Raw genomic sequence first — 19,507 nt, 5'->3', positions numbered from 1 at the left:
CCTTTCTATCATTAAAGAACTATTTCTTTGCCTGTGCGGCCAGATTCATAAATTGCTGAAAGGACCCTCATTATTTCCACTCCATCTTCGACCGGAGCTTCGGTTGTTTTATCATGCAAGCAATATTCGATAAAATGATTTACCTGATTCTCAAAAGCTTGTTTAATATTTAACCTTAGGTAATCTGTCTGGGGCTGTACATTTAAAATCGTGCCATGTTTTTCGCTGACCATCCAAAATTCCGGTTCGATTTCAGCTCCTCCGTGTTCACCATAAAGTTTCATTGATACAACATTTTCCCTGGCATGGAGGGTATAGCTTGTATCAATGAAAAGTGATGCCCCATTTTCAAAGCGGATCAGGGCATTTGCCATATCCTCCACATCATTTGTTGCTGGGTCATAATCAGCGGCTTTGTAAAAAGAGAGATTTTCTACATTAGCCCGGCTTCCAAGGGAATAATATGTATTGCCACTAACAGAAACAGCCTTTGGCCTCCCCATTAAGTACCAGCACGTATCAATGACATGGATCCCTGTATCAATCAATGGCCCTCCCCCTGAAATTTCTTTCTTCGCGAACCATCCTCCTGGATTGCCAAGTCTTCGTAATGCAGAGGCCTTTGCATAATAAATCTCCCCGAGGTCACCCGCCGCAATGAACTTCCTTAACACCTGGACGTTGGGATCGAACCTTCGCACAAATCCAACCTGAAGTTTTTTCCCGGTACTTTTGACTGCATTCTGAATACGGAGCGCATCTTCAAGATTTGTGCTGAGCGGCTTTTCGACAAACACATGCTTTCCTGCCTCGAGAGCCGAAATAGCAATGTCAGCATGGGTATGGTTCCAGGTGCAAATGACAACCGCATCTATTTCTGGCTGTGCAAGCAGGTGATGATGATCACTGCAAAAAAAGGGAGCCTGATACGATTCTGCTTTGGCCCTGGCCCGCTCCAGGTTTCTGTCACAGATTCCGATTATGGAAGAGTTTGAATGAGCAGAATATGCCTCCAAATGAAGATCCGAAATGGAGCCTCCTCCGACCATTCCTATTTTTAATTTGCTGGATGCCATCTTCCTATACCTCTTGCCATATCCGTCTTAAATTCTCAAATCCAACTCTCGTACCAAACCTGCATTCTTCCAGACCTTCAAACTCCAACGATAAATAGCCATCATACCCTGATTTTTTAATGATTTTTAAGATTTGGCGCAAATCCAGATCGCCTTGCCCGGTTATCGCACCTCTCAGGAAATTTCCAGCTGTGGTCCTGAACCAGCCTTCACCCGGATCCCGATCGTCAGGACGATGGTAAAAATCCTTAACATGAACCATAGAAGCAAGGGAGATATTATTTTTAACTGCTGATACCGGATCTTCATCTGCACATAAGAAATTCCCGACATCAAGGGTGGTACGGAAATTAGGACGCCCAACCTTATGTACCAAAAGTTGGACTCGATCACTTGACTGCACATAGAAACCATGGTTTTCAACACTTGTCACAATGCCGTATGATCGTGCATGGTCTGCGATCTCCCTGCACGCTTCCGCAAGGACTGGCAAATCGTCAATGAAGTTTACAATTGTGGCTTCTGCAGGCGGCCTGGATGCCACATCATGGCGCATGAATTTGACTCCCAGTTCATGTGCGATATCCACATGTTTTTTTACTCTTTCGATCTCCAGTTGGACTTCATCTGGATCATCCTTTAGGAAATCGGCACCAATGGCATAGTTGGATAACTCAATCCCTTCGTCTTCTGCTTTTTTCCGGATTTCTTTGACAAGTGAAGCGTTTTCAAGTAAGTCAAAGCCAAGAGGAACCACCTCAAAGTGTTCTCCTCCAATTCCTTTAACCCAATCAATCGCTTCGAGAAAGGACATTTGCCCCTGTTGCATTGCCTGGTATAAGCTGTATGAACTAACCCCGAATTTCATTTGGTCACCTCTTCTTTCCGTTTTATTCCAACACCTTTTTGAATGGGTTGTAACTCTTCCAAATCTCCGCACCGGTCTTTCTGTAGAAATCGATTTTTTCTGTCCAGTCGATCACCGCTTTACTCGCCCCCCTCTCCTTTAAAATCCGAAGTCCGCCTAACACAAGTTCCAATCCGTAACCATTTCCTCGTTCGCTCTCCGCGATGGCAAGGGGGCCAATACCGCCATTTTTTCCATCAAGCAATGCGCTCCAGGCCACATTCGGTCCAATGATGGAAGAATTGGTATCGTTAATTCGGATGAACCCAATAATATTTCCATGCAGTTTCATAATGGCATACTCCCGCCCAGTCCCTCCTTTATTAAAATATTCAATTGCCTCATATTCCCATCTTCCTGGAAAACGAAGGTGCAAAAAAGCCACGAATTCTTCTTTTTCGTTAGGCGAGAGAACCTTAATGGATGGCTCACCCTCAGGGTTCGTGGACTTTATTTTTGTCAGATCACATAAAAGATCACTTACGGAATCGATTTCCTCGTAGCCTTTGGCTCTGAACCACTCCTTGACACCAATATATGTCTTTGGAATGCCAGGAAAATAGTGCCAAGGATCTCCTCCAAGATGAACTGTTTCCGTCCCGGCATTCTTTAAAGCGCTTTCAGCAGCATCGAGCAAAGCAGTGCCAACCCCTTGATCCCTCCAGCGTGAATCGACCAATAATACCTGTATCCACCCTGAGCCCCCCGGGACTAAGGCGCTTCCTTCCTTGACTTTTTTAGAAACCACGAATCCAAGGATGTTTCCTTGTTGATCAGTCGCAATTTTAGAACCTTCAGCTAAAACATTTTCGTCATTAAAGCTATTTTGCTTCAGAAGCTCCTCCTTCATTGGAAAGTCCCTGCCAATTTCACGATTCCAAAGTTCAGTCAAACTCTTTAGATGAATTAAATCCAGGTCAATTAATTTCATGGGACACCTCACATACTCAAATGGATTTTTTCTTGCCAAAATAAATGTTTTATCAAGGTGAGAACGCCAAACACACACGAGGAAAAAGGAAGTTGAAAACTACGAACTCCTAGTTCATATCTGGTTCATATAAATCTTATCCTTTTTCGGATTCCATTTCAATATTATTCTGAAAAATCAAAAAGCAGCACCCTTGTCAAACAGGATGCTGCTGAATGATGATTTATTTAGGTGATCCTTGTACTGAAAAAGATGGCAGGTTAATTTGACTGCTGCTTGTAAACCGAGCTGTTCTAAAAACAACGCTTTCCGCAGGATGCTCCGGGAAGCGGACCCGGATAGATGCGAGACTGCGCCCGATGCGGTGCAGGACACTTGAGAGTAGCACTCATCCGTTCATCCCAAGAGAAGCCATATAACTGTAGTATCAGGAACAAACGCACTGCTTTACTCTTTGGAACCTAGGTTATCCAAAATCTCTTCACTTGTTCTTTCCAGCTTCAGGGGAAGCAGACTTGTTTTATCAGGTGCAAGGCTGATCAGTTCTTTATAAGCTGCCTCAGAGGCATAAATATAGTCAACTGAATGGATGATTTCTTTCATATTCTCCGATTCTTTCATTCCAGCAGCAATGCTGTCGATATGATCGATACCCGCTTCTTTGACTCTTTTTTGCATCCATTGCCCGCCCCGGTCACCAAGGCAAATAAAGGCAACCTTTGTCCCTTCCTTTAATTTCGCGATATTGATCAAATCTATTGGAGAAAGAGTGGCACCAATCGTATAGATCGGTTTTTTACTTTTCACGAAGAAATCCTTCACTTCATCTGCATGATTTAGGGTTGTTATGATCCCATTTACCTCTTCCAAATCAGGAAGTTCATCAGGTCCATCATTTTTAAGATCCTCGATGAAGAATTCCAATACTTTAGCTCCTGTATGCTTTTTTATCTCTTCTAAGTAAAAATTGTGGTCATGCTCCCTGCATTCGATGAACAGGAATTTGCTTACTGGTTTATCTTCAATAAAGAAATGATGATGCATGAAAATAGCGGCTACGAATTCATCAAACGTGTACCCTTCGGCTATCGCCTTTTCAATTGCCTTTCTTATGATGTTATCCAGCTCTTTTTTCTTCACCAACGATCTGACACTTTCCGAGTCCTTTATTTGTGTCCTCCGTCCCTTTTGCATGAGCAGCAAATCTTCCTCTTTCAGCTGTGTGTAGACCCAGTTGACGGTATTTCGATTTATTGCAAGCTGGTCCGCAAGCTGGGCTACTGTAGGAAGGTAATCTCCAGGCAATAAAAATTCCATTTTTATCAAGAATTTAATTTGCTCTTTCAGTTGGATATTGATGGGGATGTGCAGCTGTGGATCGACCACAAGGCTTAGCGTTTCATAGGTACTCATCACGTATACCTCCTTATTTTAATAATAAACTATGTATTTCTGATTCTCAACAAAGCTTCAAAATGTTTTTATTGACAACAGAATCGTCCAGGTGATATAAATTAACATAATAAACTATGTAAATAGGTTAATTTGGGTGGTGATATTTTGAGCCGTACCTTATCTAAAGTGAAGGTCCCTGAAAAGTCAGTCTTCCTTGATTATTTTTCGAAAATGAAAACAACAGAAAGAACACCGCAAAAGGTATTGCCTGCCAATGCAATCATGGGCTTTGCCGGAGGATTCCTGACCATATTCGTCCTAATGGCCATTACAGAGTTTTCCGGTCAATTATGGATCATGGCTCCATTTGGCGCTAGTTGCGTGCTGGCCTATAGTGCCTGGGATGTTCCTTTTTCTCAACCAAGGAACATTATCGGAGGACACTTCATTTCAACACTCGTTGGATTGACAGTTCTCCATACAATCGGGATATCCTTGTGGTCAGTCTCTTTTGCGGTTGGATTGGCGATCGCCCTGATGGTCGTAACAAAGACCACTCATCCCCCTGCAGGTGCAGACCCCCTGGTTGTCATGCTGTCAAAAAGCGCGTGGACATTCCTTCTTTTTCCCGCTTTATTTGGTGCCTTAGCAACCGTCTTCATCGCATTGCTCATTAACAACCTGCACAGCAACAGGAAATATCCAATGTTTTGGTATTAATGTCGCATTTACCCATTTTTTTATGAAAGGAGGTGAATGAATGGATGGAGATGGGATTCCATATTGGAGAAATAAAAGCCCAGGGACTCGCCGGTGTAAGGCTGCCAGATGATTTTGCCGCAAAAATGTACCGGAATTTCATTCCTGAAGCCGCGCGGGGTTTTTTGCAAAAGCAAGTCTTTGTTTTTTTGGCCACTATTGACAGAACCGGAAGCGTTTGGGCGTCAGTGGTGCATGGCGAACCCGGGTTTATCCGCTTGGAAGAAGCAAGGAAGATTTTGATAACCGGTACTTTTAATCAGGGAGATCCGTTCGTTGGAAATATTCAGGAGAATGGCCAAATCGGAACATTATTCATGGACCTTTTAAATAGACGGCGCCTAAGGGTCAACGGTAAGGCAGCCTTTGATGAAGGTCATTTAGTTATCCACCCCGAACAGGTTTATGGGAACTGCCCAAAGTATATAACCACGCGGCGGGTTAAAACGGATAAAAATAATGAGCAGCTAATGAAATCCGTGATAAAAGGAACCAGATTAGCTGTTAGCCAGACAAAATGGATTGAAGGAGCAGATACCTTTTTTATTGCGAGTACCAATGGAAGCGGGGAAATGGATGCATCTCATCGCGGCGGCAGCCCCGGCTTTATAAAGGTCATGGATGATAAAAATATAATCTTTCCTGATTACTTCGGGAATAACATGTTCAACACATTGGGGAACCTGGAGTCTGACCCGAATGCAGGCCTCCTTTTCATTGACTTCATTGATTGTAACACCTTGCAAGTCACAGGGAAAGCAAGGGTTCTATGGAATGAAGGAGCAGCAAAAGAATTCCCAGGAGCAGAAAGGCTGATTCACTTTGAAATCGATAGGTTGATAGAAACCCGGAGTCCATTTAGATTCTCATCAGAGCTGCTGGAACGGTCACCGTTCCATCCAGTTTAGAAGACGCCTGGCAAGAAAGAATCGTTTAGCTAGTTCTTGATTAATTTTAAACTTATATTGGAGGTTATCGAAAATGGAAAAGAAATTTGTTGTCATTATTCAGGCTGGTGCGCATGACGGAGGCAAAGCATTACACGGCTTATTATACGGACAGGAATTGCATGAGGCCGGTTATGAAGTGGAAATCCTTTTTGATGGCGCGGGAACAACTTGGGTAAGTGAGCTGGAAAAGCCGGATCACATTTTTAATCCGGTATACAAGCAAGTCATGAAGCTTGGCATCATTAAAGGCGGCTGCCAATCATGTTCCGGTTTTTTTGATGTGGCAGAAGATGTGGAAAAAAATGTTGGATTTGCTGCCACAGACGAATCAACTGGGGGCAAACATATAGATTTTGCTGGTTACATCAAGAACGGATACCAGCCGATCATCCTGTAATTGCCTGTAGATGGAAGGATTGATCTATCCATATCCAGGCAGGTTATTTCTTGATTTGCAAAAGATATAAATCAGCAAAGAACGGGGAAACCCCTGTTACTTAAGGGTTTCCTCCATCTATGCAACCACGAAGCCTAGTTATGCACTATTGTCATGGCGTATTCTGGACTTGCCGGCATAACTTAATGGATTTGTGCTTCCTCGGTACTGTGTGGAATCTTGGATTATATTGACCGGGCAGGTGGGATATCTTCCATATGACTGGATTTGAAGCAATACCTGAAGAAGCTTAATAGGAGAAAGCAAATTGAAGAACATCTTCAGAATCGAAGGTTCGATATTTTTCCTTCAAAAAACCAGAAGCGCTCAAAAGGACTTCTGGTTTCATTGCTTATAATGAATACTGATCAGAAAACGTTATTTTTTCTATCGTCACATTTAAATGGCCATTTGGAACAGATAACGAAATTTGGTCCCCTGTGTTTTTCAATAAAAGCTGCCTTCCGACTGGAGATATAAATGAAATAACACCATTATCGGGATTTGAATGATCAGGTAAACAAATGTGATAATCTTCCCTATCTTCATCGCCATCGAATGACACTGTTACCTTTGTTCCGATGAATACCTTCAACGGTGGCTTATCCGAACCCATCCGGCCAAGCAATGCTGTGTATTTCTCCACCTCTCTTACATAGATAGCAAGGAAATCTTTTACCTGTTCATTAAGCGGTGTTGAAGATACATACAGGTTATTTAACTCTTTATAATTTTCTTCGATGAAAGCAAGCTGGTCCTGGAAATACTCCTCTTCTGTCAGCAAATCAGGACTAAGGCTCATAGTAAGTAACCTCCTTACTAGGATCGAACACCCTGTAATACTTCAATTTTCCTGTCATCCTCTCTCCACTTCCTTTAAAAAATTATAAAAAAAGGGTAGACATTTCTTTTTGCAAAAGAGATGCCTACTATTTACAAAAATAGCATATATACACCAAGAATGCTAGTTGTCCTACATTTCAGTATCATCATTACCTATCAAAGCTTATTACTTTGCACAAAGTAATAAATGTGGTTATAATGGTTTCGAACAGGAGGGTTTTAAATGAGATTAGATGGTAAAGTTGCAATTATTACCGGCGGTGCAGGCGGTATCGGGAAAGGAATTGCCACAGCTATGCTGAAGCATGGGGCAAAGGTTGTCATTGTCGATATTAACAAGGAAGCTGGTCTAGGTGCTGAACAGCAGCTTAGTCCCCTGGGATCAGTCCATTTTATTGAAAAAGATATCAGTTCAAGAGAAAACGCCATCGGGATTGTCAAAGAAGCTGTCAACACGTTCGGGAAACTCGACATTCTTGTCAATAATGCGCATGCTTCCCGGCAGGCGGCCTTCAATCAAACTACTTTGGATGATTTTTATTTATCCTTCAATACGGGTTTCTATCCTACAGTGAATTTAATGCAAGCCGCATATGAGCAGTTGAAGGAAAATAAAGGGTTTGTGATAAATTTTGCTTCTGGAGCAGGAATTTCCGGACAAATTAACCAATCATCTTATGCTGCGGCAAAAGAAGCCATCCGGGGACTCACGCGGACTGTGGCAAATGAATGGGCCAGTGACCAGATCAATGTGAATTTGATTTCGCCAATCGCTCTCACCGAAGGGGTCAAGCAGTGGAGCGAGAACTTCCCGGATCAGTACGACAAAATGCTTAATGGCATTCCTCTCGGACGGTTAGGGGACCCTGAGAAAGATATTGGGGAAGTTGCAGTTTTCCTGAGCAGCGAAAGCAGTTCTTATATAACAGGACAGACTATAATGGTGGACGGCGGAACCCTTAAATTAACATAAATAAGAGGACTCCTATCCTGAACAAACTGAAATTCATATCTAAATGTGATTTCCTAGGCAGAAATTGTCATCCAACCATGCCGGGAATGTACCCATATACAAAGTGCATGCTGAGAAGGATTTGCCATAAGTATCGGGAAAGCGGGCATGTTCGCTTTGACATTTTAAAGGAGGGCGCCTGATTGTTCATCAGACTTACACAAGAACAACAACAAATAATGATTGCTGATATCCAATATTTTTTCATGGAAGAAAGAGGGGAGGACATTTCCGAATTCGCGGCAGAAAGAGTTTTAGATTTCGTAAAGGAATCGTTGGCTCCGCACATCTACAACACTGCCGTCAAGGATGCGAAACATGTGGCTGAGCAGCAATGGGCTTCCCTTGAAGAAGAAATCCTCACTCTTGAACAACCCATAAGAAGATGATAGAGGCATTAAAGCGGGGGCCATACAAAGTGAATTCGTTCATTGGCCGCCTTTATGCCGGAAGCCCAGACGTCCCGGGCTTCCGATTTGGTTCCGAGGGGCTCGACCGCCTTCCAGCATACCATAGACGGACTGCTGTGCAGAATGAAAGAAAGAAGCATTTCCATGATCGGAGAAGCTTCTTTCTCTGCTTTTTCCCTGCTTATCCATACGATTCATCGTGCCTTGAAGACTTAATTACTTGAAGGACTTCTCTTAACCATCCCAAATAGAAATCATTCATTCGCATATAATGTTCCTGTATAAGCGCGGGAATAGCATTCCCATACTCAGTCTTTGCTTTACTTTCCTCTTTCAATTCCTGAATCCATTCTTCAATCAGGCTTGCTGCTTTCTCGATATTGGTTGAATGAATGAATAAAAGAGCCGGATATAGCGCTCTTGGCTCCTTATTCCGCTGCTTAAAAACCTCCAATATATCATTTGATAGCTGCATTTTTCCTTGAGCGGTGATGCTGTATACCGTTCGGCTCGGCCGATTGTTCACTTGCTCATGCTTTTCCTCGATGATGCACTTGTCTTTTTTTAATTTCCGGATCGCATGATAAAGATTCCCGTCCGTTATTGGAAATAATCGGTCCCACTTATTTTCTAGGATGACTTTCTTTAATTCATATGGGTGATCAGAATTTTCCGCCAATAACCCGAGAATGACTATTTGAATAGACAAAGTCTTTTCTCCTTTCCTGAACAAAAAACGTTCCAAAAAAATACTTTGAATTTATACATTCATAGTGGATTTTACCCTACATTCATTTTATTGCAAGAGAGGAAAGTTTTCATTTTGGAACGATCATCAGGACAGAAAAAGAAGAAAAAACTGTCCAGAACTTCGCCTGGACAGTTTTTGGTAATCCTACTGGGCAGAGAAACCACCATCGATGACTAGTTCTGCTCCCGTAATATAGGCCGCATCATCAGAAGCGAGGAAAAGGACTGCACGGGCTACATCCTCGGCTGTACCAAGCCTTTGCAAAGGAGTAGCCTGAATGAGCCTTTTTAGGATCTCACTGCTTTCCTGTAATTTTTCTGTCATTGGCGTTTGGATCACACCAGGAAAAACAGCGTTTATCCTTACCCCATCCTTCCCATATTGCGTGCTTGCTGCCTTGGAGATGGCTCTTACAGCTCCTTTGGATGCACTGTAGGCATTCGTGCCCATTCCAATTATTGCAGTATAGCTGGAAATATTGACGATGGATCCTTTTTTCTGTTTAACCATGTGGGGCAGGACGTGCTTCATTCCGGCAAAAGGTCCGAAGCTGTTGATCCTCATCATCTTGTCCCAGTCTTCAATCGTGATATCCTGCATCATTTTCTCACTGGAAATTCCTGCGTTATTGATGAGGATATCGATCCTACCATGCTCTGAAATGACTTCAGAGACTGCTTTCTTCCAATCCGCGTCAGAAGAAACATCCAGATATTTTCCTTCTACTGAATCAAGCTTGCTGACATCCTTTAGCTGTTCCATGTTTATATCAGCAGCAATAACATATGCTCCCTCCTTCTGGAAGAGCTCGGTCATTTTCTTTCCCATTCCAGAGGCCCCTCCGGTGATGAATGCAATTTTCCCCTGTAATTTCCCCATATTCTTAACCCCCTTTTAGTTTTCAACATTATTATATTACATATAATACTTTGCACAAAGTATGAAGCATCAGGTAAAGTTTGGATAACCTTATTGTTTAGCCCAATCTATTTCTGAGGCCTTCATCCCAAGTCCTATCCTTTCGTGTCTTCAAAAATAAAGGTTATTCAGCGCATGATAAACAATCTCTTCCGCAGGACTTCCATTTTCATTCCTCACTCTATTAGTATGGTTGATCAATCCTGGTGATATGCAGGATTGATCTGTACTGAACTAGCTGGGCTGAACTAAAAACAGAATAATTTCATTTGATTTGGACAATGCTAATATCATGAAAAAATCAGGAGGTTATTGAGTGGAACTGAAACCTTATACGGCAGCAGATCTGTCCGACCATTTAGTTGATGAACTCAAGTCTTTTGAAGAAAAGCTGCGGGAGCAATCAAGTAAGGATGTCATTGTCATTGCCTATGAGAAAGGAAAAGGGAATTAAATTGAAAAAGCCAGAAGAGGAAAACTGCCTCTTTTGGCTTTTTTGCGCGTGGCTTTAATTCAAATTGGCTTGTTCGATGATTTTTTTTATTCTTTCCAATTCAATTTCCGTGTGGAGGCTGCCTCCCCTTTCAAGCTGGCTGGCAAAGAATCCTTCGAATGTTTTTTTATCATTGAAGACATACGGAATGCTCTGTTCAGAGAAGTTCCGCAACTGGGCTGCTTCCGGATCGAAGTAAAGAATCGGCGTCAGAGAAAAATAATCAACCTGTGTATCCAGCGCTTGCTTGACTAGATCCACATCCTGCATTACTTTTACAGCTGGATTATCAATAGGCTTCATTTTTATTTCCCCAATATGATCGGCTTCAACTACGATTGTCCTTTCACCACTTTTTTCTCCGCCACGAAAGAGATGGTCAAGCACAAACGAAAATTCTTTTGCTTTTTCCATCGTCATCCCATAGAGAATTTCCCCATCGATTTCTACCGTGTCAATGATATAAATACCCGTTTTCATTAGAACGATATGGTCAATTTTTGCAGGCTGGATGGCCTGATTGGCAGCCAGGACAGGCAGGAATACATTAGACACAACTTTCATTTCTGACGGTGTGATCAAGCCCTTGGAAACCATTCTCTCTTTCATTTCCATAAGGTTTGTATGCGTCTTGATTTCGCTGGCAGTTCTTGAAATCTTTTCGACGCCATTAACATATTCTTTAAAACCCTCGATCTTAGCCTGGTAATCTTCCCGGGCTTTATCGAGCCAATGTTCTTTCTGCTTTTCAAGGTCCTTTTCCACCTTTTCCAAGCTAGCGACTGCCTCGATCTCAAATTGCTCGATTGCTTCTCGATGTTTTTTTGTCTTCCGCATCAAAAATGCCAGAAGTGCAAAAACCGTGAAAATCAAAATCACAATCACCGCTAAAAACAATGTCATGATATCCATAGAATGCCTCTCCTTCAGTTACAACGATTGATATAGCTGACTTTAGCGAAACAAGGGAGACAAATCCTCCCTATTTGCTGATCACTGTTTCTTGTCATTCTCGCGAAGTACTTCCACTTTTGTCGGTTTATAGCCGACACCCTCAATCCATGAGACGTACACGCGATAATTTTCAGCCTGTGCTTTATTCGTAACGGTAGCAATCACACTATTCGTGCTATCTCCAGCGACCCACCACAGGATCATATCATTTTCCGATAAACCCGCTCCTTTTGCAATTGCCTCAGTCATCTCTTTCCAGTCAAGCGATCCTTTATCGAAGGTCACTTGTTTATGATTTTCCTGCCTGGTAGGGACAGGAGGCCAGTTTTTTGTAATGACTTTTTCCACATTCGGCTTTTCGCTTTCAGGACCTTGATCCGTATGGACGATCTTTTCCTTGGATGTATCGGGTGCTTCCGGCTTGTCATCTACTCGCTTAGGAACCTGTTCCTTCCCTGTAGCTTCAGGCTTTTTCTCAGGGGGATTTTCAGGGATATTTCCTGCAGGGGATCGATCCTTCCTATCATCTGGCTTCTCTTGTTCATGTCGCTTTTCCGGGGGCAACTGTCTTGGTTCCTTATGCTTAAGGCCAAGATGCATTTTCAGTTCATTCGAGATTTCCTCCAGCTTTTGTCGATCAGCCTGAAAATAATAGATTCCATTTATTGTTTTGTCAAATCCTGCTATTTTATGTTCGTGTATATTTTCACGTGCCCCTTTATAGTACGATTGAATCTCCCACATCTCAATCAGAGTCATGTTGGTTTTGACATGGTCCTTCACAACATTGGCGATATCGCTTAATTTTGTGATAGAAGCGACGCTCTCCCCTTTTTTCATAATAGCTTCAATGACCTGGCGCTGGCGTTTCTGGCGGCCGAAATCCCCTCTTGGATCCTTTTTTCTCATCCGGGCGTATATTAGTGCTTCTTTGCCATCCAAATGGATCCTTCCTTTAGTGAAATGGACATGTTTATCAGTGAATTCCAAATCATTGTTCACTTCAACCCCGTCATAGGCATCGACGATTCCTTCAAAGCCATTCATATTCAAAGTGACAAAATAATCCACCGGGACATCAAGGAGATTTTCAACAGATTGTACAGCCTTCTCTGCCCCTCCAACCTGGTAGGAAGTGTTGATTTTGTTCAATCCTCCCGCTATGTTCATATAGGTATCACGAGGGATACTGACCATGTGCATAGAGTTGGAATCAGGGTTGACGGTCACCAAGACCATCGTATCAGCTCGTCCGCTTACTTCACCTGGGGGAGAATCGATTCCCATCAACAGGATGGAGATCGGATCGCCAGCCTTTAAATCTATGTTTTCCTTGCGGCTCTCAAACTTTTCACTTTCATCGATTTCTTCATATACACTTGCCCGTGTAGAGGTAATAAATTGGAATGCAAAACTGACTGTCCCTAAAATGAACACAGTAACTGCAGTTAAAACGAACAATACAATTTTTTTGCCCATATCCTCCCCCCACAATCGAATGTGATTCCTGCCATCACCACAATTTTACGCTGCTGGTGTAGAACGCTGCTGGTGATAATTTCGGCCCGTCCGTGATACTTTGTTCCATTTTCTGTTGAAAAAATAAGCAATGCTGCCATACATGACAAAGTACATCGTCACAAACCGAAAAATGAAAATATCAAAAAGGATGGCCGTGAAGACGCGGTAAGTATCCTTCTTTGAAAAAGTGAACCCGTAACGCTTCCCTTGCCGGATCGCGACCAGGTCATAGAGCAGCCCTAACATAAATGCCCAGAACATGTAAAAAAACAAGTAGTTCAAATAGGTATTTTGAGGGTCATCCAAAATATTCACGACAACAAGCCCTGTCATGATATAAGCGGCAAGCGTCCCAACGAAAAAGGATTCGAAAATATAAAAAAAAGAAACAGGCTTTGTAAATAACGTTCTTGCAAAGAACGAACGGAAATGGATAAAGCAATCAATATATGCTTTTTGCCAGCGAAGCCGCTGTTTCGTTAAGTCCTTCAGTGTTTCCGGCAATTCTGTATAGCCGACCGCGTCGGAAATGAAAACAATCTTCAAATTCTTCTGTTTCTCTATCAGTCTGTGGATTCTTAATGTTATGTCTATATCCTCGCCAATTGATTTCCGATACCCGCCAGCATCAAGCAGCGCCTGCTTCCGGAAGATACCGAACGCGCCTGATATGACAGCTAAAGCCCTGAACCGGACAAGGGACAATTTCGAGATATAGAATGCTTTCAGGAAATCAAGGACCTGGACACGGATCAGCATGTTCGCAAAGCGAAAGGATAACCGTTTCCTGGAATCAGCCGACCTGGCCTGAAGAACATGAACCATCCCTCCCGCAGCTATCACATTTTCATCCTTAAAGGTATCATTGACGGCTGATAATGCTCTGTCTGCCAGGATGGTGTCAGCATCCAGCGTAACGACCAGTTCCTTGCTGGAAAAATCAATTCCCGCGTTCAAGGCATCCGCTTTTCCGCCATTCAATTTATTAATGACGTAGAAATTCGGACGTAGTTCAGATTCGAACAATCCAGTGATTCTTTCGTATGGCAGTTTCCCTTCCATTTTCCTTGAACATGGTTTCAACTGTAATGCTTTTTTCAAATAATCCATTGACCCATCTGTTGAACCATCATTTATATAAACAACTTCCAGATCAGAATATGGCAATGCTTTCATGTTCATAATCGAGGTTTCCAGTATGCCTGTTTCATTATAGCTAGGAATCAAAATGCTGATTCCGTCCTCAGTCTCATGTCCATGCTCAGCCATCCACTTCTTCAGCGTAGGATTCCGTTTAGGCTTTTCCCTTGGGTCACGGAACCAGGGTAAACAGTGGTACAAATGCAGTATTGGGAATATGATGCTCAAGAAAAACAAAACTGTAATGAATATGCCCAAAAAAACACTCCTCTACAAAATCTGTATAATGAAATGATTTGATCATTAACTCTTCCAAAAAGAAAAAGCCCCTTGAACAGCGGCTTAAAATATATCCTTTAAAAGGTTAACATAATTCGTTCAGGGAATAACACCACCTTTCTCTCTAAATATAACTGCTCACTTATAGTGAAAACTGTTTACAACACAGCATTCTTTTCCTATTCTGTCCGTTTGGATAGGACATTCACATCACATTTTTGGCAAAATCCAAGACTTCTATCGAAAACTTGTAAAGTAGGAAAATTTTTCTTCCCTTTCTTTTAGATTTGGCCATGAAAACCATTGACGTCCACCACGGGAAAAATGCCTGCAAATATTATGCAGGCATTTCCTATTCAATCGACCGGACGTATTCAGAGATTTTCACGATTTCTCCCCTAGTTAAGGAAGCCACTTCATCTGTTTTATGTCGCTGGATCGAGTTTTCAAGAGTTTTTGAGCTTCCATCATGCAAGTAAGGAGCTGTTGCCCAAACGCCTTTCAATGTGGGGGTATCAAAGTGCCTGTTGTCCCTTGGGTTTTTCATTGCGGCTCTGGCATCACCTTTTGAAGGGCGGTCAAATTTCCCCGAAGTTCCGATATCGTGAAGAAATTCCTGATTCTCCACGGTCAGCTTGCTATTAGGGCCGACTGCTTTAGCGCTGTCGGTAAAGTTATTTCCGCCATGGCAGGAGAGGCATCCTCCCCTTCCCTCGAACAGCGCTTTTCCTTCCTCCGCAGCTTCGGACAGACTGCCGTTTTTCAACCGATAGGGACTTTTAGGAGGGGGGAAAGAATCAGGATTGTCAAGGTAAGCAAACATGGCATCAAACATATGGGCCGCATCTGCAGGGAGCTCTTCTCCGGGCTTAAAAGCCATCATACCTCCCATCTCTCCCTGGACAGTCAATAAATAATCGGTAAAATCATCCCGGCTTCCATCCCACATGAACAGGCCCGTTTCTGTAGACAATACATTGCTCGGAATATTTCTCGGCCCTTTCGCCGTCATGATCGACAAACCATTCATGTCGCCATCGGCATGGCAGGACGCGCAGCTCATCCAATTGTTCCCTGTGATGTCTGCGGCAGATTCATCACTGTTGGCACTATAGAACAGAGTCTTTCCTTCCCTTTCAAGCGGATCCATTGTATCTTTCTTTACAATAGGCAGATTTTTGCCATCGGCTTTTGCGCGCGAAAAGGCGCTTCCTCCACCTGTTTTTATAGCGGAAAGATCGTGGCTCATCGCATTATGGACGAAGACATTCTCTCCATCAGGGGAAATGACTGCTCCTCTTGGATTATTCCCTTCAATCCTTCTGTAGACCTGTGTTGCGTTCCCTCCCCGTTTCAGGTCAAATACGACCATATCCTCGCTGCCCGACATGATGGCGAACGCTTTGCTGCCATCGGGCTGAAACACAACGTCATACGGATTCGAGACAATGATGGTTTTGTTTTGGCTGTCCGAAACATTCATTTTCCCGAAAAGCTCTTTCCGTTCTTTTATGATTTCTTCATCCTTTTCAAGGTCAATGACAGAAATGGCAGGAAAAATGGTTTCCTCAAAATGGACTGGTGTATCGATATTTGTAAGCAGATGCGGCACCCAGGCTGTTTTTCCATCGGGACTAATGACGAATTGTTCAACGGTGTTTGGGATGCCTTGGCTCTTTTTCACATCTTTTTTATCCGGCGAGTCTGCGAGCTGGATTTCCTTCTTCACCTTATTCGTTTTTGTGTCAATTACGGAAATCGAAGCATTCAAATACTTCGGTACATATAGCTTCTTGCCATCCGCTGTCATGGCTAGCGTCCTTGGACGATCGCCAACTTCAATTTCTTTGATTAACTTTTTCTTTTCCAAGTCAAAAACCGATACCGTTCCTGATCGGAAATGGGCCGCATATAGCGATTTGCCATCTTTACTTGTCAGTACACCAAACGGTTCGATCCCCGTCTGAATCGAATCGATCACTTTTCTTTCCTCAAGTGATACGATATCGATTCTATTATCACGCATACTGGAAACATAAAGATATTTTTCATCTGGACTGATAGTCAGCTGTCTTGGTTCTTTCCCTACAGGTATTTCATCAAGTACCTTTCTGTCCTTTGCATCGATTATCGAGACACTGTTTATATCGATATTTGCCGTATAGATTGCTGTCCCTTTTTTGTTCATCACGATATTATTGCTGTTGGCTGCATGCTCTCGCAGTACATTGCCGAATTCAATAGAACTAGCTTTTTTATCCTTGCAGCCAGCAGCAACGGCCATCAATGCAACGGCCAGGATGAACAGAATCAGCTTTTTCATTTAGTTCCCTCATCCCTATTTTTCTTTTTGGATTTCCACTGGCAGAAGAACAGGTGCGATCCCATATTTTCCATGTCCCTCCTGGATTTGTGGGACGTTATCCTGATCCGTGTTTCCGAGCTCCCCTTTTTTCAGGTAAAAGTCGCCTGTATCCCAAAATTCGCTGGCCTGCATTCCTTCTTCAAGGGATGGGCCGTCAATGATAGAGTCAAAGAATTCCGTGTATTTTTCTGTAAGTATGCCAACTTCCAGAGCTGCCGGCTGTTCCTTGTCACTTTGATTATTGCTCAGATTGTTGATGGCTACCCGGAAGATTGCTGCGACCCCGCCTGCCGTATAAGCGTCATAAACCATTTCTTCTTTTCCGGTTTTATAACCCCCGATTTCTTCGTCCCAAAGCTTCTTGTCCATCGCGTTAAAAACATTCCGCGCCGCGTCGCGATACTTGTCATCCTGTGTTGCCAGATAAGCTGCAGTCAAACCGCGGATGGCTCCTATTTGAGCCTGTAGGGTTACTTCCTGATCCGCTCCTTTGCCGATTGTATAGCCTTTTGCCGCCATCCCGTTATCCATGATCAGTTCATCGTTGATGAAATCTGCTTGTGCTTTAATGAGACTAAGCGCCCGCTTTCCTTCCTCGGTACCCAGTCCTTTTGCCGCTTCTCCGCTGGCATATCCGACAGGCAAACCGTCAATGGCCCTCTGGAAAATCCTAAGTGATTCGATCGTATAGCCTGCCTGGAATGTATCGGTGTAGTTCCCCTGATTCTTCCCATCATGCTCAGTTATAAACGTACCCATTTCTTTATTAAAATGCATGGCTTCGATATTTTTGAAGATATGCAGGATGATATCTTTGTTGACTGTAAAAGGGTCTGTTGATTCAATATCATTTCCCACGCTTTTATCGACGTTTTCCTTTGGAGCTGGCGGGTAAGGGTTGCCGTCAAACAGGGCCCTGAAAGAAGGTGCGACGCTCTTGTTATCATCCCGCTGATCGGTCATGCCATAAAACTCGGCTGCCGGCCATAGCATCAGCCATTGGTCATTCAGCAGGCTCCTTTTATCTGATATGTCCAGGGACTTGGCATTCGGCATCCTTTCATTGCCATCTTCTTCAACGTCGATTTTGTGGGGAAGATAGACAAAACCTCTGGAAGGATCATAACTGCCGCCATTCCCTGCTGATGTCAGCTCTTTACCGTTGTAAAACAACCTGTTCTTGATGTAGCTAAGCTTATTCCATATCCCTTCGACAAGGAACATGCCTTGCATTCCATCTGGCGCGCTGACGCCAAGGGCAATGTTTTGATCCTTGTCATCTTCAGGCGTTTCTCCTGCAAGTTCTTCATCTTTATCCTTTGTATGGAATCCGCCAAGGAAATCCCCGGCCCATAACGCCTGCTTCAGGAACGTACCGCCATAGGCAGCTGGATTCAGTGCCTTTTCCATTTTTGCGCGGTCCCAGCGCAGCGATTTAAAGTTCATTTGATATTCCGGGACGTATGTATCCCCAGCACCTGGAGCGTATTCCGATGTATCTACTTCCTGAATATAATGCGGGTCTCCTTTTGAGTATTCAATCAACGTCGGGAACATATTCGTAAAAATTTCTTCATGAGGATAACCTGCTGCATCTGCGAGTTCGTTATACCGTTCCGCGAGCATTTCAGGGGATTCAATGTCCTTTTCCTTTGCCATCTCGTTCACAACCGGCCCATTGATCAAATGCAGGCCAAGGCCGGATTTCTCCACTACTTCATACATCGCTTCCTCGGAATACTCGTAGGCTTCGATCCCGGCTGTATAATCGAATTTTGCCGGCTGGTCGACCTCCTTCGGATCGAGAAGGTCCAGATCAAGCCCCAACCCTTCCACCAGCGGTTCCCCTGCCAACTCAAATTCAGCATAAGCGAACATATTCCCAGCCGTGTCGAATTGATGATCAGTCACCGAAACAGAATAGGATTCTGTTGGATCCCCCGCCTTTTCCGGTGCGCCCCTATCTTTCCCGGTTTCCTTCATACATCCAGTGGCGATGAGAAGGGCTCCTGTTATTGAGACTGATACCATGGTCTTGATTGTTCTCGTTTTCATCTACTCTTCCCTCTCCTTAATTGATAATGATTTTCATTATTGTTGATAACGATTATCATTATACATGAGGTTTCCAGCCTATACAACTTCCTTTTTGGGATTGATGCACTCATTATAAAATACGAAAAAGAGGCTGACTCAAAAGGTTGAATAAATTCGACCTGAGAGTCGCCTCTTTTACTTTTTATCCAGTTTGTTTGGGTTTGATGAATTTATAAGAGAAAGAGGGATATTCCCCCCCCTAGTTACCCTAATTTTTGTTCGCTTTCCTTGTTGGCTGCCCACTTCAAAAGATTGTGTGCAGTACAAATA

At 43.2% G+C, this 19,507-nt stretch carries 18 protein-coding genes; 6 read left to right on the top strand and 12 right to left on the bottom strand.

Annotated features, from left to right (window positions below; genetic code table 11):
• Window positions 1-11 precede the first annotated feature (11 nt).
• From JJQ88_RS18645 to JJQ88_RS18630, 4 genes are all read right to left on the bottom strand, one after another.
• Window positions 12-1,076 carry a Gfo/Idh/MocA family protein gene (locus JJQ88_RS18645; protein ID WP_210367548.1) on the bottom strand — a complete coding sequence of 355 codons (1,065 nt, stop codon included), beginning with the start codon at window positions 1,074-1,076 and terminating at the stop codon, window positions 12-14.
• A 4-nt stretch (window positions 1,077-1,080) separates the two neighbouring features.
• Window positions 1,081-1,944 (bottom strand): sugar phosphate isomerase/epimerase family protein, encoded by an 864-nt coding sequence (locus JJQ88_RS18640; protein ID WP_210367547.1) that lies wholly within the window; start codon window positions 1,942-1,944, stop codon window positions 1,081-1,083.
• A 22-nt stretch (window positions 1,945-1,966) separates the two neighbouring features.
• Window positions 1,967-2,914 (bottom strand): GNAT family N-acetyltransferase, encoded by a 948-nt coding sequence (locus tag JJQ88_RS18635; protein WP_210367546.1) that lies wholly within the window; start codon window positions 2,912-2,914, stop codon window positions 1,967-1,969.
• A gap of 447 nt (window positions 2,915-3,361) precedes the next feature.
• The gene (locus JJQ88_RS18630; protein WP_210367545.1) at window positions 3,362-4,327 is read right to left on the bottom strand and encodes a GntR family transcriptional regulator; all 966 of its coding nucleotides are present in this window, start codon (window positions 4,325-4,327) and stop codon (window positions 3,362-3,364) included.
• A gap of 213 nt (window positions 4,328-4,540) precedes the next feature.
• On the opposite strand from JJQ88_RS18630, the gene JJQ88_RS18625 reads away from it, so the two are divergent.
• From JJQ88_RS18625 to JJQ88_RS18615, 3 genes are all read left to right on the top strand, one after another.
• Window positions 4,541-5,029: an HPP family protein gene (locus JJQ88_RS18625; RefSeq protein WP_210367575.1), complete on the top strand. Its 489-nt coding sequence runs from the start codon at window positions 4,541-4,543 to the stop codon at window positions 5,027-5,029.
• A 44-nt stretch (window positions 5,030-5,073) separates the two neighbouring features.
• Entirely contained in the window at window positions 5,074-5,976 is a 903-nt protein-coding gene (locus JJQ88_RS18620) for a pyridoxamine 5'-phosphate oxidase family protein (RefSeq protein ID WP_210367544.1), read from the top strand.
• 73 nt (window positions 5,977-6,049) lie between these two features.
• Complete coding sequence (locus JJQ88_RS18615; RefSeq protein WP_210367543.1) at window positions 6,050-6,415, top strand: DsrE family protein; 366 nt, start codon at window positions 6,050-6,052, stop codon at window positions 6,413-6,415.
• A 391-nt stretch (window positions 6,416-6,806) separates the two neighbouring features.
• Here JJQ88_RS18615 and JJQ88_RS18610 read toward each other — a convergent pair whose 3' ends face one another.
• Window positions 6,807-7,256, bottom strand: a complete 450-nt coding sequence (locus tag JJQ88_RS18610) for a GreA/GreB family elongation factor (RefSeq protein ID WP_210367542.1) — start codon at window positions 7,254-7,256, stop codon at window positions 6,807-6,809.
• Window positions 7,257-7,520: 264 nt separating this feature from the next.
• On the opposite strand from JJQ88_RS18610, the gene JJQ88_RS18605 reads away from it, so the two are divergent.
• Both JJQ88_RS18605 and JJQ88_RS18600 read left to right on the top strand, forming a co-directional pair.
• On the top strand, window positions 7,521-8,270 hold the full coding sequence (locus tag JJQ88_RS18605) for an SDR family NAD(P)-dependent oxidoreductase (RefSeq protein ID WP_210367541.1): 750 nt from the start codon (window positions 7,521-7,523) through the stop codon (window positions 8,268-8,270).
• Between the two features lie 182 nt (window positions 8,271-8,452).
• Window positions 8,453-8,698, top strand: a complete 246-nt coding sequence (locus tag JJQ88_RS18600; RefSeq protein WP_210367540.1) for a DUF2164 domain-containing protein — start codon at window positions 8,453-8,455, stop codon at window positions 8,696-8,698.
• Window positions 8,699-8,900: 202 nt separating this feature from the next.
• Here the strand turns inward: JJQ88_RS18600 and JJQ88_RS18595 are convergent, their stop codons facing one another.
• Window positions 8,901-9,428, bottom strand: a complete 528-nt coding sequence (locus JJQ88_RS18595; RefSeq protein WP_210367539.1) for a PadR family transcriptional regulator — start codon at window positions 9,426-9,428, stop codon at window positions 8,901-8,903.
• A gap of 186 nt (window positions 9,429-9,614) precedes the next feature.
• A complete protein-coding gene (locus tag JJQ88_RS18590) occupies window positions 9,615-10,349 on the bottom strand; it encodes an SDR family NAD(P)-dependent oxidoreductase (protein ID WP_210367538.1) in 735 nt (244 codons plus the stop codon).
• A gap of 355 nt (window positions 10,350-10,704) precedes the next feature.
• On the opposite strand from JJQ88_RS18590, the gene JJQ88_RS18585 reads away from it, so the two are divergent.
• Window positions 10,705-10,842: a hypothetical protein gene (locus JJQ88_RS18585; protein ID WP_210367578.1), complete on the top strand. Its 138-nt coding sequence runs from the start codon at window positions 10,705-10,707 to the stop codon at window positions 10,840-10,842.
• A 54-nt stretch (window positions 10,843-10,896) separates the two neighbouring features.
• Here JJQ88_RS18585 and JJQ88_RS18580 read toward each other — a convergent pair whose 3' ends face one another.
• The 5 genes from JJQ88_RS18580 to JJQ88_RS18560 all read right to left on the bottom strand — a co-directional run bounded on the left by JJQ88_RS18580 (window position 10,897) and on the right by JJQ88_RS18560 (window position 19,195).
• Complete coding sequence (locus tag JJQ88_RS18580; protein ID WP_210367537.1) at window positions 10,897-11,793, bottom strand: nuclease-related domain-containing protein; 897 nt, start codon at window positions 11,791-11,793, stop codon at window positions 10,897-10,899.
• 81 nt (window positions 11,794-11,874) lie between these two features.
• Entirely contained in the window at window positions 11,875-13,314 is a 1,440-nt protein-coding gene (locus JJQ88_RS21725) for a DUF1510 family protein (protein WP_210367536.1), read from the bottom strand.
• A gap of 45 nt (window positions 13,315-13,359) precedes the next feature.
• Window positions 13,360-14,754: a glycosyltransferase family 2 protein gene (locus tag JJQ88_RS18570; RefSeq protein WP_210367535.1), complete on the bottom strand. Its 1,395-nt coding sequence runs from the start codon at window positions 14,752-14,754 to the stop codon at window positions 13,360-13,362.
• A 373-nt stretch (window positions 14,755-15,127) separates the two neighbouring features.
• Entirely contained in the window at window positions 15,128-17,098 is a 1,971-nt protein-coding gene (locus tag JJQ88_RS18565) for a beta-propeller fold lactonase family protein (protein ID WP_210367534.1), read from the bottom strand.
• Between the two features lie 15 nt (window positions 17,099-17,113).
• Window positions 17,114-19,195, bottom strand: coding sequence for a hypothetical protein (locus tag JJQ88_RS18560; protein WP_210367533.1), 2,082 nt, complete (start codon window positions 19,193-19,195; stop codon window positions 17,114-17,116).
• Window positions 19,196-19,507 lie beyond the last annotated feature (312 nt).

The organism is Bacillus sp. REN3 (assembly GCF_017912555.1).
In the GTDB taxonomy this organism is placed as follows: Bacteria; Bacillota; Bacilli; order Bacillales; family Cytobacillaceae; genus Mesobacillus.
Note: the sequence above shows the minus strand (reverse complement) of the source record. Positions and strands in the feature narration are given on the sequence as shown.

Bases quoted from the DNA above. Each gene is read 5' to 3' on its own strand.
- JJQ88_RS21725 (WP_210367536.1), bottom strand. From the start codon at position 13,314: ATGGGCAAAAAAATTGTATTGTTCGTTTTAACTGCAGTTACTGTGTTC.
- JJQ88_RS18630 (WP_210367545.1), bottom strand. From the start codon at position 4,327: ATGAGTACCTATGAAACGCTAAGCCTTGTGGTCGATCCACAGCTGCAC.
- JJQ88_RS18560 (WP_210367533.1), bottom strand. From the start codon at position 19,195: ATGAAAACGAGAACAATCAAGACCATGGTATCAGTCTCAATAACAGGA.
- JJQ88_RS18635 (WP_210367546.1), bottom strand. From the start codon at position 2,914: ATGAAATTAATTGACCTGGATTTAATTCATCTAAAGAGTTTGACTGAA.
- JJQ88_RS18640 (WP_210367547.1), bottom strand. From the start codon at position 1,944: ATGAAATTCGGGGTTAGTTCATACAGCTTATACCAGGCAATGCAACAG.
- JJQ88_RS18625 (WP_210367575.1), top strand. From the start codon at position 4,541: ATGAAAACAACAGAAAGAACACCGCAAAAGGTATTGCCTGCCAATGCA.
- JJQ88_RS18645 (WP_210367548.1), bottom strand. From the start codon at position 1,076: ATGGCATCCAGCAAATTAAAAATAGGAATGGTCGGAGGAGGCTCCATT.
- JJQ88_RS18620 (WP_210367544.1), top strand. From the start codon at position 5,074: ATGGAGATGGGATTCCATATTGGAGAAATAAAAGCCCAGGGACTCGCC.
- JJQ88_RS18590 (WP_210367538.1), bottom strand. From the start codon at position 10,349: ATGGGGAAATTACAGGGGAAAATTGCATTCATCACCGGAGGGGCCTCT.
- JJQ88_RS18565 (WP_210367534.1), bottom strand. From the start codon at position 17,098: ATGAAAAAGCTGATTCTGTTCATCCTGGCCGTTGCATTGATGGCCGTT.
- JJQ88_RS18615 (WP_210367543.1), top strand. From the start codon at position 6,050: ATGGAAAAGAAATTTGTTGTCATTATTCAGGCTGGTGCGCATGACGGA.
- JJQ88_RS18610 (WP_210367542.1), bottom strand. From the start codon at position 7,256: ATGAGCCTTAGTCCTGATTTGCTGACAGAAGAGGAGTATTTCCAGGAC.
- JJQ88_RS18580 (WP_210367537.1), bottom strand. From the start codon at position 11,793: ATGGATATCATGACATTGTTTTTAGCGGTGATTGTGATTTTGATTTTC.
- JJQ88_RS18605 (WP_210367541.1), top strand. From the start codon at position 7,521: ATGAGATTAGATGGTAAAGTTGCAATTATTACCGGCGGTGCAGGCGGT.